The sequence below is a fragment of the Clostridium sp. J1101437_171009_A5 genome, assembly GCF_015547905.1.
GTDB classification, from domain to species: Bacteria; Bacillota; Clostridia; order Oscillospirales; family Oscillospiraceae; genus Pseudoflavonifractor_A; species Pseudoflavonifractor_A gallinarum.
In genome coordinates this window covers 185,373-200,007 of the sequence record NZ_JADMVY010000006.1, presented here as the reverse complement: position 1 = coordinate 200,007, position 14,635 = coordinate 185,373, and the positions used below count along the sequence as shown (strand labels likewise).

Annotated in this window: 14 protein-coding genes and 1 pseudogene; 11 read left to right on the top strand and 4 right to left on the bottom strand. The window is 54.0% G+C overall.

Translation table 11 applies throughout. The annotated features are described in order from the left end of the window. Window positions 1-48: 48 nt before the first annotated feature. From I2C21_RS10380 to I2C21_RS10340, 9 genes and pseudogenes are all read left to right on the top strand, one after another. Window positions 49-375 carry a hypothetical protein gene (locus I2C21_RS10380; protein ID WP_033119693.1) on the top strand — a complete coding sequence of 109 codons (327 nt, stop codon included), beginning with the start codon at window positions 49-51 and terminating at the stop codon, window positions 373-375. Further along, on the top strand, window positions 372-1,100 hold the full coding sequence (locus I2C21_RS10375) for an ImmA/IrrE family metallo-endopeptidase (protein WP_008816141.1): 729 nt from the start codon (window positions 372-374) through the stop codon (window positions 1,098-1,100). The genes I2C21_RS10380 and I2C21_RS10375 overlap by 4 nt, the downstream gene beginning before the upstream one ends. Window positions 1,101-1,550: 450 nt before the next feature. Beyond that, window positions 1,551-2,033, top strand: coding sequence for a hypothetical protein (locus I2C21_RS10370; protein ID WP_195279228.1), 483 nt, complete (start codon window positions 1,551-1,553; stop codon window positions 2,031-2,033). A gap of 511 nt (window positions 2,034-2,544) precedes the next feature. After that, on the top strand, window positions 2,545-2,787 hold the full coding sequence (locus I2C21_RS10365; protein ID WP_195279227.1) for a DUF6870 family protein: 243 nt from the start codon (window positions 2,545-2,547) through the stop codon (window positions 2,785-2,787). A 214-nt stretch (window positions 2,788-3,001) separates the two neighbouring features. After that, window positions 3,002-4,636 carry a recombinase family protein gene (locus I2C21_RS10360; protein ID WP_195279226.1) on the top strand — a complete coding sequence of 545 codons (1,635 nt, stop codon included), beginning with the start codon at window positions 3,002-3,004 and terminating at the stop codon, window positions 4,634-4,636. 15 nt (window positions 4,637-4,651) lie between these two features. Beyond that, the gene (locus I2C21_RS10355; RefSeq protein WP_113999249.1) at window positions 4,652-6,358 is read left to right on the top strand and encodes a recombinase family protein; all 1,707 of its coding nucleotides are present in this window, start codon (window positions 4,652-4,654) and stop codon (window positions 6,356-6,358) included. Next, window positions 6,359-7,966, top strand: coding sequence for a recombinase family protein (locus tag I2C21_RS10350; protein ID WP_076917480.1), 1,608 nt, complete (start codon window positions 6,359-6,361; stop codon window positions 7,964-7,966). Next, window positions 7,963-8,358, top strand: a complete 396-nt coding sequence (locus I2C21_RS10345; RefSeq protein ID WP_005934733.1) for a recombinase family protein — start codon at window positions 7,963-7,965, stop codon at window positions 8,356-8,358. Before I2C21_RS10350 ends, I2C21_RS10345 begins: the two co-directional genes overlap by 4 nt. Before the next feature lie 85 nt (window positions 8,359-8,443). Beyond that, window positions 8,444-9,802, top strand: a pseudogene (locus tag I2C21_RS10340) (recombinase family protein); the annotation flags it as partial. A gap of 74 nt (window positions 9,803-9,876) precedes the next feature. Here the strand turns inward: I2C21_RS10340 and I2C21_RS10335 are convergent. From I2C21_RS10335 to I2C21_RS17450, 4 genes are all read right to left on the bottom strand, one after another. Continuing rightward, entirely contained in the window at window positions 9,877-10,092 is a 216-nt protein-coding gene (locus tag I2C21_RS10335) for a hypothetical protein (protein ID WP_195279225.1), read from the bottom strand. 14 nt (window positions 10,093-10,106) lie between these two features. Further along, entirely contained in the window at window positions 10,107-10,811 is a 705-nt protein-coding gene (locus I2C21_RS10330) for an ABC transporter permease (RefSeq protein WP_195279224.1), read from the bottom strand. Further along, complete coding sequence (locus tag I2C21_RS10325; protein ID WP_195279223.1) at window positions 10,808-11,782, bottom strand: ABC transporter ATP-binding protein; 975 nt, start codon at window positions 11,780-11,782, stop codon at window positions 10,808-10,810. Before I2C21_RS10325 ends, I2C21_RS10330 begins: the two co-directional genes overlap by 4 nt. Before the next feature lie 192 nt (window positions 11,783-11,974). After that, window positions 11,975-12,745 (bottom strand): LexA family transcriptional regulator, encoded by a 771-nt coding sequence (locus tag I2C21_RS17450; RefSeq protein WP_193538435.1) that lies wholly within the window; start codon window positions 12,743-12,745, stop codon window positions 11,975-11,977. A gap of 424 nt (window positions 12,746-13,169) precedes the next feature. Between I2C21_RS17450 and I2C21_RS10315 the strand changes: the two genes are divergently transcribed. After that, window positions 13,170-13,394: a hypothetical protein gene (locus I2C21_RS10315; RefSeq protein WP_193538433.1), complete on the top strand. Its 225-nt coding sequence runs from the start codon at window positions 13,170-13,172 to the stop codon at window positions 13,392-13,394. 116 nt (window positions 13,395-13,510) lie between these two features. Beyond that, complete coding sequence (locus tag I2C21_RS10310; protein ID WP_195279222.1) at window positions 13,511-14,632, top strand: SLC13 family permease; 1,122 nt, start codon at window positions 13,511-13,513, stop codon at window positions 14,630-14,632. The last annotated feature ends 3 nt before the right edge of the window (window positions 14,633-14,635 follow it).

Below are 14,635 nucleotides of genomic sequence, written 5' to 3'. Positions count from 1 at the left end.
TACACGAAAAAGTTACATCTTTTGAGCAGTTCAAATGGACAGGCATTTATGCTGCCGAAGATCATCCGTACCGGCATACACCGGTATGAGGGAACAGGAGTGAGAAAAACAGAAATGGCTACACAGTACAGAAAAGCATACGTCTCGGTTACGCTGGATGTGGACAAGGAGGGGGCAATCCTCCCTCGCCTTATCTGGTGGGACAACGGTGTAATCTTTCAAATCGACCAGATTCTTTACAAATGCCGCGCCACATCCAAGAAGGTTGGGGGCGGAGGCATCCGTTACACAGTTCAGATTCGCGGAAAGGAGTCATTTCTTTTTCACGAAGGAGACAAGTGGTTTGTCGAAGCAAAGGAGGACAACTGCTCATGATTTTATCCCAGCGCCAACTTGAAGAAATTGCAGCCTCAACAACAAAGGACTTCAATCGGTTCTTTTTCGGGGATGAGGCGGACAAGCCCGACCGATCAGCTTTGCCAACACCCATTGATCAGTTTGCAAAGAATTATCTCGGTCTTCGCGTATCATTCGCCCGTCTCTCGCCGGATGGAAGCATCTGCGGTGTCACTGCCTATGCCGACACTGAGTACAAGATCACGGAACTTGGTATTACGCGCACACTGGCTTTGAAGCGTAATCAGGTCATCTTGGACGAGAGCTTCATTCGATCCGGCAACGTGCAGCGGCTCTGCGCCAAGCGCAGATTTACCCTTGCCCACGAGTGCGCCCATCAGATTCTCTTCCAACTGGAATCGGAAGAGGTAAAGGCTTCCTGCGAAATGAAATATTCCGCACGGACAGCCTATACGCCGCGAGAGCTGAAAACCCGCGAGGACTGGAACGAGTGGCAAGCAAATGTCTTGGGCGCGGCGATCCTGCTTCCTCAAAAAGAGGTTGACCTGGCAATGCGTCGGTTTGCAGAAACGCCGCTGATCAATTACGAGGGGAGGTATTCGTATGGTGATCACTTAACGCTGCGCCTTTTCTGCCGGTTGTTCGGTGTCTCCAAGACAACGGCGTCTATCCGCCTTCGTCAGCTCGGCTACATGGTAGATCGTCCATTCAGTGAGTATGTTGACCCATTGGAGGTGTGGTAATGAAGAGAGCATCCATTCGGGTTCAGGAACCGACGCCGGAGCTGATCGAAAAAATCCGCAGGGCAAGAGTTGCCATTTCCCAGCAAAAGCCCCGATACCTGAAATGTCCCTATTGTCAGCATAATGCCATTGCTGTCTACGAGGACACGAGAGGTCATGTAGAATCCAAGTGCAAGAAATGCGGGCGGATCACAGTCTTTGATGTGCTGAATATGAGAAGACTGCGACCGCGTACCAAGTAAAAACCGGAGGACAAGCCTCTGTTCTAAAATAAAATATATGTCATAGCTGAGCTGTGGAGCCGCCTGATAGGTGAAGTCATCCTAATGCCGCATGAGACAGAGTTTAATTGCTCTGTTTTATCGGCATGGGATTCAAACCTCACCGTCATGCGGCTCTTTTTCTGTCTTCACCCTTCCCGCTGCTCCCGCGCAGCGGAAAGGATGAACAATGAAAATCCCTAAGACCCCTATCGCGTTCGATTACGACCTCTGGACTACGGAGGACGGCAAGTGCATGGTGCGCGTGAAACGAACCGGCGAAGTTTCCGAGGTTGACCGCAAGGTTATGAGAATCCTTCGCGCAGAGGAAAAGCGGATCAGACGCTCGTATGGCTCTGACAACACCTCTGAGGATGAGGACGGCGCAGAGAAAATTTCTGATACCGTGCTGTCCCTTGACGCTATGCCGAAGGACGATGTGAAGTCCGCTGCATGGCTGGCAGACTCCCGCGACTGCATGGAGGAACTGATTACCGCCCTCAAAGAGAAGGAGCTTCTTTCCATTCTGACCGAGAAGCAGCGCGAATTGTATCTTGCGATGACCCGTGAAGGACTGACTCTTCGAGAGTTTGCCCGAAGGAAAGGCATCGGCATCAGAGCTGCATTTGACCTCAAAGCAGCGGTGCAGAAAAAATTTCAAAGAATTTTTTGAGCGGTACTCAACAAACGGCAAAAAGATGTCCGTTGTAAAGTGAAAGGGTCAATCAGACCACTTCACTGCTCCTTGAAAACTGAATAGTTCAGTGCTGCGGATCTTTCCGCTTCTGCGAAGCAACACAGCTTCCGACGCCAAGACCTCCCGAAAGGGAGTGAGCGACCTCCGGAGAGCTATAACAGTCGTGTGGTGCGGCTGCTTGCGACGATGCAGATGCCGGGTATAATGATACTTCCGTCTTTTCTTTGAATGGGCGGCTCGGAGCGATCCTCGGAGGGGTGAGAGTCCCATGATACCGATTGACCATTGGTAGTCCGCAGCATTCCCGGAACTGCAAAGTTCTTCTGGCAGGGGCGCGTGCTGCAAATATGCCGGACAATGAAACAAACCCAAAAGAAACTTACTATATAGTTTCAGGATGAAAACTATGTGGCAGGGTATCTTCACAAGATGCTCTGCCATATCCTTTTGTCCTGAATATTTTCACGAAACAGGAGGTGCTTAGAATATGATGGGCATTGAAACAATGAAAAATGTCAGCCCGAAAACGGTTGACCGAAGCACACTCGTTCAGAGAAGCAGCATCCGGCTTGATCCTGCGGCATCGCGAGAGGACAGGCTGAGGGAGTTCATTAAGCAGATCAGAAATCCCTATTGTTATCTGGACGGAAAAACTGTGGTGAAGATCAGCTTCACCGAGACGGATACGACAATGGAAGATTGTCTGGAACACTATCTGAGAGGTCTTTGATTTATGAACAGTCTGAATCTTTTCGCCCGGTTCTATGGACAAGCGATTGAGCCTGTGGTATAATTTAATCGGTCAAAAAAAGAAGAATACGGATTAAGCCGCTTGCCTTGATGGTCATGTGGCGTTTTCGTGTTCCTCTTCATAAGAGTTGAAGCAAGCCTTCGTCTTTCTGATTTGATGTACCACACCAAACAGAAAAACGGAGGTTATTTTTATGCCAGACAAGGTTTACCGCACGGCGATCTACTGCCGTCTGTCCCGTGAGGATGGAGACAAAGTAGAAAGCAACTCCATCGCCAGCCAGAGAGCCATCTGCGAGGACTATATCGCAAGACATGAGGATTTGGAGCTTGTCTGTGAGCCGTTTGTGGATGACGGTTACAGCGGCGTTTCCTTCAATCGTCCTCAGTTCAAAAAGCTGGAAGAGGCAATCCGCAAGGGTGCGCTTGACTGCATTGTAGTCAAGGATCTCAGCCGCTTCTCAAGAAACTACATCGACGGCGGACGTTACATTGAGAAGATATTCCCGCAGCTCGGCATACGTTTCATCGCAATCAATGATGCGTATGACAGTCTGACCGGTGATCCGCAGTCCGACTCCTTTGTTATCCCGTTCAAAAACTTGATTAACGATTCTTACTGCAAGGACATCTCCATGAAAATTCGAAGCAGTCTGGAAGTCAAGCAGAAGAGCGGTGAGTTCGTCGGTTCGTTCGCCCCTTACGGCTACATGAAATCGCCGGAGAACAAAAACCAGCTCATCGTGGATGAAGCGGTCAGCGAATATGTGCAGATGATCTTTTCCATGTACAAGGACGGCTTCTCCATTGGGCGCATTGCAAAGCGTCTGAACCAGATGGGCGTCCTGTCCCCAATGGAATACAAGCATTCCGCCGGTGTAAAGTTCGATACCGTCTTCAAAACCGGCGATACCGCAAAATGGACATACAAAGCCGTCCAGCGTATTCTCACCAACGAGGTTTATATCGGCGTTCTGGCGCAAGGCAAGCGCGGCACTCCCAACTACAAAGTCCGCGTTGTGAAAAGCAAGGATGAATCCGAGTGGGTCAAGGTAGAAAATGCGCATGAAGCTCTTGTGTCCTACGAGGACTTCATGGCAGTCAAGGTCATGATGCAGCGGGATATGCGCTGTTCGCCCGATCAGGACGAAGCGCATCTGTTTTCCGGCTTCCTGTTCTGCGGAGACTGTCAGCAGCCAATGATCCGCAAGACCGTCCCGTCGAAGACGAAAAAGTATATCTACTACGTCTGCTCCACCAATAAGCACACCCGGACGTGCAGCCCGCACAGCATCGCCGCAAAAGAGGTTGAAGAGAAGGTCTTCCGTGCCATTCATGACCAGATCGAGCTTGTCATCAATCTGGAACACGCGCTTGCGATGATAGAACGGCTTCCGCCTCAGAGCCGTAAGGCTTTCAATTACGAAGCTCAGATCGCCAAAATCGAGGAAGAGATTGAACGGTACCAAAAGCTCAAGCTGGGGCTTTACGAGAACTTCATCGGCGGCGTCATTGATAAATCGGAATACTTCGAGTTCCGCAGCAGCTACACCAAAATCATTGAGGACAAACAGGAGGCACTTCTGCGGGTCAAAAAAGAAATGAAGCAGACGGTGACAACCGGCACGACCGAACGGAACTGGGTAACGCTTTTCAAGCAGTATGAAAACGTCGAAGAACTGAACCGCCGTGTGCTGATGTCCCTTGTTGACCGCATTCTGATTCACGAAGACCATGCAATCGAAATCGTCTTCAAATACAGGGACGAATACCAGCAGACGATTGAATACGTTCTCGGCTATGCCGATGAACTGGATATTGCCGTATAAAGGAGGGATGAGCAAATGGCAAGAAAAAGCAGAAAGCAAATTGCAGTCGAAGAGCCGGTTATCGAATGTGTTTCTTCCGAGGTCTTCTCAACAGCCATCTATGCCCGTCTTTCCGTTGAAAACAGCGGCAAGTCCGAAAAGGTGGATGTCATCGCAAATCAGATTGAGATTTGCAAGTCCTACATTGCAGAGCGTCCCTACCTGAATCTGATAGATACCTATGTGGACAACGGACGAACAGGAACGGTTTTTGATAGACCGGAGTTCAACCGGCTGATGAACGACATCCGCACCGGCAGGATCAAGTGCCTTGTAGTTCGTGATCTCAGCCGGTTCGGGCGTGACTACATCGAGGCTGGAACCTATCTGGAACGGGTCTTTCCGCAGATCGGGCTTCGGTTTATCGCCATCAAAGAGAACTACGACAACTTTGATACGGACGGCTCCGGCGAAAGCCTCATTATCCCTCTGCAAAACATGATCAACACCCTTTACTCGAAGGACATCTCCCGCAAGGTTTCTACTGCGCTCAAAGCACAGATGGAAAGTGGAGAGTTCAAGAAGCGCAATCTCCCGTATGGTTATCGCTGGGATGAAGAACACAGCAATATGGTTTTCGATGAAGAAACCGCACCGATTGTCCGGAAGATTTTCCAATGGAAAATTGAAGGACTGTCCCTTCCTGCGATTGCAGACCGGCTTGATGCAATGAACGCGCCCAATCCGGAGTTTCAGAAGTATCAGGTCGGCGTCCGCACAGGCAATGCTACGGCAAAGAAGATTTGGAACAAGTCTTCACTGACTACCATTCTGGATAATCCCCATTACGTCGGAGATACCGTTCTCGGACGGACGCTGAACGCCATCTACAAGGGCGTCAAGAATCAGCACATTGACCGTGAGGAATGGATTGTTTTTCCCAATACTCACGAGGCGATTATCTCCCGTGAGGACTTCCAGAAGGTACGAGAAATGCGGAACGCTGCTGCAAGGACAAGGGTTGAGAAGATGGAGCGCACGGAAGAAATCCGCGCTACGCTGATCAATCTCTTTGAAGGCAAAATCGTCTGCGCAGACTGCGGCAAAAAGCTCTACTTCCATCGCAAGCGCGTTGACAAGCGCAAGGACGGCGCATGGTACGCCTTCTATGAGTGCAGTTCATCCGTCAAGCGCGGCAATCTCTGTACGCCACACTATACGCGGCAGGACAAACTCGAAGCCGATGTGCTTGCGGCGATTCAGCTTCAAGTCAAGGCGGCTCTCAATTACGACAAGCTGCTTGCCAAACTGAGAAACAGCGAAGGTGAACGCAGCATCCGAGATCAGCAGAATGCGCTCATTACAAGCCTGAATCTGAAACTCAGCGGTATTTCCAAGAAGCGTACCCGTCTCTATGAGGACTTCACGGAAGGCGTTCTCGATGAAGAGGAATACGCCTTTGCCAAGAAAGCCTACGATGAGCAGTATGTCGATCTTTCACGGCGGTTGGATGAAGCGGTTCAGCGGAAGGTAAAGTTTGCCGAGGCAATGTCCGAGGACAATAAGTGGCTCACGCTGATGAAATCTGCCAGCGGCGCAGCAAAACTCTCTCAGGAGTTAGTTGACGAGTCCGTAGAGCTTGTGAAAGTCCATGAGGACGGCTCAATCGAGCTGGTCATGAAATACGGCGATATTTACGCTCTGACCGTTCAGAGTATCAAGGAAGTACAGGAGGCGATGTAAATGAGCAAGGAATACAACATCGGCATCTACATCCGCCTCTCAATGGCTGATGAAGATACCGGCTATGGCAGCAAGGCGGAAAGTGACAGCATCGGCAACCAGCGTATGCTCATCAATCGCTTTCTCGACAATCATCCGGAGTTGTCTCACTGTCAGCGGTCTGAGTTTGCGGATGACGGTTATACCGGCACGAACTTTCACCGTCCTCAGTTCACGCAGATGATGGAGAAGGTCAAGCGCGGCGAAATCGATCTGATCTGCGTCAAAGACTTTTCCCGCTTTTCTCGTGACTACATTGAAACGGGAAACTATCTGGAATGCACTTTTCCATTCATGGGCGTCCGCTTTATTTCCATCAACGACGGCTATGACAGCGACGATTACAAAGGCACAACGGGCGGTCTGGAAGTGGTTATGCGCAGCATCATCTACGCCGCATACAGCAAAGACCTTTCCGTAAAGACCACATCGGCAAAAATCCAGATGATGAAGCAGGGCAAGTATGTCGGTGGCTACGCCCCATACGGCTACGTCCTGCATCCCACCATTCGGAACAAACTTGCCGTAGACCCGGAGGCGGCTGATGTGATCCGTCGTATTTTCCGCGAGGCGCTGGAAGGCAGCAACACCTCTCAGATCGCCCGCAGCCTGAATGATGAAGGCATCCCGACGCCGGGGCAATACTTCAAGAGCAAGCATCCCGACAAGAAGAAGTTCAGTAACATGAGCGAGAAAATCAGTTGGGAAACCGTGATGGTCTATAACATTCTCAAGAACCTTGTTTACACCGGAACACTGGTCAGCCGCAAAATGAAGTCCTGCGGTGTCGGCTCAAAAAAGCGTGTTGTCAATGAGCCGATTATCGTAGAAGGAACGCATGAAGCTATTATCAGCAAGGAAGACTTTGAGCTTGCTCAGAAGGTCATTCGAGGCGGAGGACGGAATCCCACGCGCAAGCAGCATGACTATCCGCTCAAGGGACTCGTCCGCTGCGGTAACTGTAAACGTGCTATGACACGCCGAAAGAACAAGGCTGGCATTCGATACTTCCAGTGCATTCACTCGGTCAACAACGGAAACACAGACTGTCCGGTTGGCAGGAGCTTTCCGGAAATGGATATTGAGAAGGTTGTCTTCCATGCCCTTACTCAGTTTCTTGCTTTGGCACAGAAGGAAGCAATACAGAACCGCGAAGTCGGTGATCTGCGGAAATCTGCCATCAAGGAATGTGCTGATAAAATCCGCACTCTGCAAAAGCAGAACGAGCAGCACAAGGCGTCCAAGCTGAGGCTCTACGAGAAGTATGCAGCCGGAAGCATCACGAAGGAGGCGTACATTCAGCAGAAGGCGGCAGCGGATGTGAAGATTGCTGAAAACGATGGAGCAATCCAGCGCAGTCACGAGCGGATGAAGGAGCTTGACTCCGAGACCGCCTGTTCAGATGAAAAGCTGGATGCGGTCTGCGAACAGTACGCCGACTGCAAAGCTCTGACCTATGAGCTGACCCACGCATTCATTTCTGCGGTCTACATTTACGATCTTGACAACATAGAAATCGTCTGGAAGGTCAAGGACTTCCTCACTACCTCAGAAGGAGAAACCAAATGAAAGTATTTCTTTATATCCGCGTTGCCTGTGCGGATCAGCTTGCGGCAGCAGACCAGCGGGAAGAGCTGGAACGCTATGCGAAGGACAAAGGCTATGAGGTGGCTGCTGCTGTGGCGGCAGACGGCATCTCCGGCGTCCATACGGAAGGTATCATGAACTTCCTGCTGAATGAAGCAAAGCGTCAGGACATCGGTACGATCCTCACCCGCGACACCTCGCGAATCAGCCGGGACACTTCCTCTTTCATGAGGTTTGAGCGAAAGTTCCGGGAGAACGGCATCCGGTTCGAGTATCTGTCCAAGCCTGACAACGAGCTTCCGGTCACTCCGATGATGGAGGCGTTTGAAGCGGCGTATAAGAAACGTCGCACAAAGAACGGCAAAAGAGCATAGAGAAACGCAAGCCGTTCACGGGTGGTTGTCCACCTATGAACGGCTTGTAAATTCTCAAAATTTTTTTAGTCCCTACTTGACACAAGAAGATATGTCGAGGTTAGGGCGAAACTACCTGCAAGTGGGAATGTACACAGAAATGATTTTCCCACAGAAAGGCGTCCGCTTCATCGCTATCAATGACGGAGTGGACAGCGCACAGGGCGACAATGACTTTGCCCCGCTGCGGAATATTTTTAACGAATGGCTGGTGAGAGATACGAGCAAGAAAATCAAAGCAGTAAAACGCTCAAAAGGCATGAGTGGCAAGCCCATCACAAGCAAACCTGTGTATGGCTACCTCATGGACGAGGACGAAAATTTTATCATTGACGAGGAAGCCGCACCCGTAGTCAAGCAGATATACAACCTCTGCCTTGCCGGGAATGGTCCGACCAAGATAGCCCGTATGCTCACAGAGCAGCAAATCCCCACGCCGGGGACGCTGGAATACCGCAGGACGGGAAGCACACGCCGCTACCACCCCGGCTATGAGTGCAAGTGGGCGACCAATACTGTCGCACATCTCCTTGAAAACAGGGAATACACGGGCTGTCTGGTAAACTTCAAGACGGAAAAACTTTCTTACAAAGTCAAGCACAGTGTAGAAAATCCCCCGGAAAAGCAAGTGATTTTCGAGAACCACCACGAGCCTATCATAGACACCCAGACATGGGAACGGGTGCAGGAGCTTCGCAAGCAGCGCAAACGCCCCAACCGTTATGATGAAGTGGGCTTGTTCTCCGGCATACTGTTCTGTGCAGACTGCGGCAGCGTCATGTATCAGCAGCGATACCAGACGGACAAGCGCAAGCAGGACTGTTATATCTGCGGCAGCTACAAGAAGCGCACCCATGACTGTACGGCGCACTTTATCCGCACCGACCTCTTGACCGCTGGTGTACTCTCTAATCTGCGGAAAGTGACCAGCTATGCGGCAAAGCATGAAGCCCGGTTTATGAAGCTCTTGATTGAGCAGAACGAGGACGGGGGCAAGCGCAGGAACGCCGCCAAGAAAAAGGAGCTGGAAGCCGCCGAGAAACGCATAGCCGAGTTATCCGCTATCTTCAAGCGGCTGTATGAGGACAGCGTGACCGGGCGTATATCAGACGAGCGTTTCACAGAGCTGTCGGCAGACTATGAAGCAGAACAACGGGAGCTGAAAGAAAGAGCCGCTGCTATCCAAGCGGAGCTTTCCAAAGCACAGGAAGCCACCGTGAACGCAGAAAAGTTTATGAATGTTGTCCGGCGGCATACCAGCTTTGAAGAACTTACCCCTACTCTGCTGCGGGAGTTTGTAGAGAAAATCGTTGTGCATGAGTGCAGCTATGACGAGAACAAGACCCGCAGACAGGACATTGAGATTTATTATTCTTTTGTTGGCAAGGTGGACTTGCCCGAATAAACGCCCGACCTATCCGACACAAGAGCTAAGTGCCGGATAGGAACGGCAAAATTTTTTACACTTCTGTTACTTCTTTATCGCACATCAGCAAAGTCCCGGGAGGTATCGCTGATCTCATAGAGCTGGTTGTCGCTCAGGTCCAGCTCCTTGAGATGGGTGGGCAGCTGGCCCACGATGAGGTTGAGGAATAGAACGATGGCAATGGCCGCGGCGGTGACGACGGCCAGGTAGCCGCCCCGCCGGAGGGATACCAGCCGGGGGGAGGGGATACGAAAGGGAATCCGTTTCATGGCAGAACCTCCTCTCAGGACCAGCGGCGCTTCTGGAGCGTCTGGATGGTCAAAAAGACAAAGAGGGCCGCCATGGACAGATACAGGACCAGCCCGCCCAGATCGAACACGTCATACAGGGCGAAATTATAGAAGGCCTGCGTGAAGGAAAAGGCGGACAGCACTTCGCCCAGAACACCGGGAAGGAAGCCGGTCAGATCGTCCCAGAGAAAGAGCAGCAGGAGCAGGACAAAGGTGCCCACCGCGGCGATGATCTGGCTCTCGGTGAGGGCGGAGAGGAACATGCCGATGGCGAGGAAGGTACACCCCATCAGAAAGAAGGCCAGCAGGGAGGCGTAGTCCGAGGCCAGAAAGGACTCCCCGTGGGCGGCGATGATCAGGGGACAGAAGGCGGCCAGAAAGACCGGGAAAAAGAAAACGGTCACCATGGCCAGGTATTTCCCCATCACCACGCCGGTCAGCGAGAGCGGAGCGGTGAGGAGAAGCTGGTCCGTGCGGCTGCGCCGGTCCTCCGCCATGGAGCGCATGGTGAGGATGGGAATGGTGAACATGAGGATGGTGGTCAAACTCATCAGGGCGTAGGAAAACCGGGGAAATCCGTTGAACAGGTTGTATGCCATAAAATAGATCCCGGTAAAAAAGACCAGTGCGGCCAGAAAGACGTAGCCGGTCATGGAGGTAAAATAGGCGCGCAGTTCGCGCTGATAGATGGCAGTCATGCGGATGCTCCTCCCTTCGACGGGTGGGGAGCGGCGGGCTCCTCCGCGGTGAGCTGGAGGAAGAGATCCTCCAGGGTCACCCGGTCCTGGCGCAGCTCCAGAATGGGAAGGTTTGCCCGGGCGCAGGCATAAAAGAGGGCCTCCCGGACGTCGTGGCCGGAGGCCTGCTCCAGGCGGAAGGAGGCGCAGCCGGGCGTTTCTGCCGGACAGGGCGTGACGGAGGAGATCCCCGGCAGGCCGCCGAGCAGGGCCTTGGCCCGGGCCTCCGGGGCGCGGAGGGTGAGGTGGAGGGCGGGGTCCCCGGTGAGCTCCCGCTCCAGCGCGTCGGCGGCTCCGGCGGCCACCTGCTTTCCGTGGTGGATGATGAGCAGATGGTCACACATCTCCTGGATTTCGGAGAGGATATGGGAGCTTAAAATGACGGTGTGCTCTTTGGAAAGACGGCGGATCAGGGTGCGGATCTCCAGGATCTGTTTGGGGTCCAGGCCCACCGTGGGCTCATCCAGAATGAGGACGCGGGGGAAGCCGAGCAGGGCCTGGGCCAGGCCCACACGCTGGCGGTAGCCCTTGGAGAGGTTCCGGATCAGCCGCCCCGACACGGATTCGGTCCCCGTCATCTCCATGACCTGCATCACCTGCTCCTCCCGCTCCTGTTTGGGGATTCTCTTGAGGTGGGCGGCAAAGAGAAGGTATTCCTCCACAACCATATCGGGGTAGAGGGGCGGTATCTCGGGCAGGTATCCAATGGAGCGCTTGACGGTCTCCGGTTCCTGGGAGATGGCGTGGCCGTCCACCAGCACATCTCCCTCGGTGGCGCCCAGATAGCCGGTCATCAGATTCATGGTGGTGGACTTCCCGGCCCCGTTTGGGCCCAGAAATCCGAAAATTTGGCCGTCTGGTATGGTGAAGCTCAAGTGGTCCACGGCCACGTGATTCCCATACCGCTTGACCAGGTTGCGCACTTCGATCACAGCATGTCGTCCTCCTTGTTGCGGTGCTCTGCCCGGATGCCCTTGGAGGGCATCCGGCAGATCTATGGTACGGCAGGAGGCTGAAATTACCCTGAAACATTTGTAAATCTTCTGTGAAAGCCGGAAAGAGCGGAGAAAAGATCGTGGGCCGCAGCCAGTTCCGGCTGCGGCCCGCGGTGTAAGGTATGGAAATCAGCACCACTTCCAGCGCTTTGGGTCCAGGGAGCCCAGGACACTGCCCCAGTGGGTCAGATCGTCGGGGGAGGAGAGGGTGATGGAGCGTGCAGAGTTGTTGATGGGGATGAGTCTGCAAATCCCGCTTCGGATAGACAGATAGCGGATGTAGCAGTCGCCGTGGACGGAAAAGAGTCCCAGCTGCCCGTTGGACACCCTGCCGTACTGCAAGAGAAGAATGTGGCCCGGGTGGAAGGCGGGCTCCAGGGAGGTGTCGGACAGCAGCAGAGCAAAATCGGCCGCGGCGGCCAGGGAGTGGGCGTCGGCCTGGACCAGCTTGGTCTGGAACTGGTGCCCCATGGACCCGCCCCCCGGGTTGGAGACGGGGAGATAGCAGGGGAGGAGACGCTGGGACAGAACGGGGCCGGAGGGGACGACCGGCTGGCTGAACTGCTCCAGCGCGGAGATCAGCGCCTTGCGGTCGCAGGGCGCCAGGCTCCGGTAGCGCTGAAACAGGATGGACTCCTCCCGGTTCAGGAAGAGAAAGCCGTCCTCCTCGCTGTAAACCCCGGTATCGCACTCCAGAGGGATGGTGTCGTCCATCAAATAGCGGGTGGAGACCTGGAAGCACGCGGCCAGGGCGCGCAGAGCGGGCAGAGAGGGGCTCTTGGTCTGGCCGTTGAGGATCTTATTCAAGGTGCCGATCGGAATGCCGGAGCGGGCGGCCACGGTCTCCGAGGTGATCCCGTCCCGCTTTTTCAAATAGGCTAATTTTTTCACCATAGACATGATGGCATCCTCCGCATTTCAATTGTGTGCGGGTATGTTTTGCTGGAATTAACCGGAAGTGGTAAAAAAAGCGTGTATTAAAACCAAATTTTGGACGGCTCATTGACATCGGATCGGAAATACAGCATATTGAATAAAGCAAAAGAACAAAGCAGAATTTAAATGGTAAAATATAACAATTGAAAAACGGAGAGGGATGTGCAGGCTGTTTGCACCGGGCAACGCACACCGGGACTTCCATAAATCGGTTCTCTCCATACATCGGTATGGCGGCAGCGCAGGTCCAGGAGACCGGCCGGGTCACAAGCATATTATACCGTGTGAAACAGAAAACGGATAGAGGAAAATTACAAGAAGCAGTTCGTGGACATGGAGAGAGCGGCCTGCGCTCAGGCCGCGAAAAAAGAAATAGGAAAGAGGATTTATGATGGAAACATGTTGTGTCAATTACCGTGTGGTTGCAGACCAGAGCAGGATCCCCGCGATGTACGGGATCGAGGGAGAAGGGGTGCCGGTGATCCAGTGGCTGTCCACCGAGTGTCAGGCGGTGGAGCACCTGGTGCGGGTGTGCAACCGGCTGGGGCTGTCCTACCTCCATATGGGAGATGTGGCCGAGGATTTTCGAAACGGCGGGCTGATTGAGGGTTGACCATCCCAGGCAGATGCGCTAAACTAAACGTACATGATGCATGATTCCACGGAAAGCCATCCTTCGGGGTGGCTTTCCGTATGTGCGTATCTGGAACGAGAAGAGGAGAGAGAAACATGTTGCAAAGATTGCGTCTGTGGGTCAAGCGGGAGCCGGTGCTGGCCATCTCGGCGGCCTGTGCGGTGCTGTCCATGGTCCTTACGCCACCGTCCGCGGCCTATCTGGGCTATATCGACACCCGGGTTTTGATCCTGCTGTTCGGACTGATGGCGGTGGTGGCGGGATTCCAGGACTGCGGGGTCTTTGAGGTGCTGGCCCAGCGTCTGCTCTCCGGCCGCCACCGGATGCGCACCCTCACGCTGCTGCTGGTCCTGATGCCCTTTTTTGTCTCCATGCTGGTGACCAACGACGTGGCCCTCATCGCCTTTGTGCCCTTCGCCATTCTGGTGCTGGAGCGGGTGGGGCGGCTGGAGCGCCTGATCCCCGTGGTGGTGCTCCAGACCCTGGCGGCCAACCTGGGCAGCATGGCGACGCCCGTGGGCAATCCCCAGAATCTCTACCTGTATAATCAGTTCCAGCTGGGGGCGGGTGAGTTCTTCGGCGTGGTGGGCCCCCTGACCGCGGTCAGCGGCCTGGCGCTGGCGGCGGCGTGCCTCTTCTGGGGCAAGCAGGAGACCATCCAGGTCACCTTCCCCGAGCGGGTGACCCTGCGCAAGCGGGGGCGGCTGGTGCTGCTGTGCGTGCTCTTTGCGCTGTGCCTGCTGTGTGTGTTCCATGTGATCCCGGCTCCCGTGCTGCTGGCGGTGGTCCTGGTGAGCCTGCTGCTGGCCGGACGGGACCTGCTGCCCCGGGTGGACTACGGCCTGCTGCTGACCTTTGTGTGCTTTTTCATCTTTGCCGGGAACATCGGGGCCAATCCCCAGCTGCGCGCGGTCCTCACCGCCGCGCTGGAGGGGAACACCGCCCTGGTCTCCGGTCTGGCCAGCCAGATCATCAGCAATGTGCCGGCGGCCGTGCTCTTCTCCGGGTTTACCCAGGACTGGCGGGGGCTGCTGATCGGCACCGACATCGGCGGACTGGGCACACCGGTGGCCTCCCTGGCCAGCCTGATCTCCATGCGGCTGTATCTGCGCACGCCGGGGGCCGAGCTGGGCCGGTATATGCGCTTCTTTTTGGCAGCGAATGCCATTGGACTGGTGCTGTTAGCGGGTGCTGCCGCGATTTTTGCCGCTTTTTAAGGG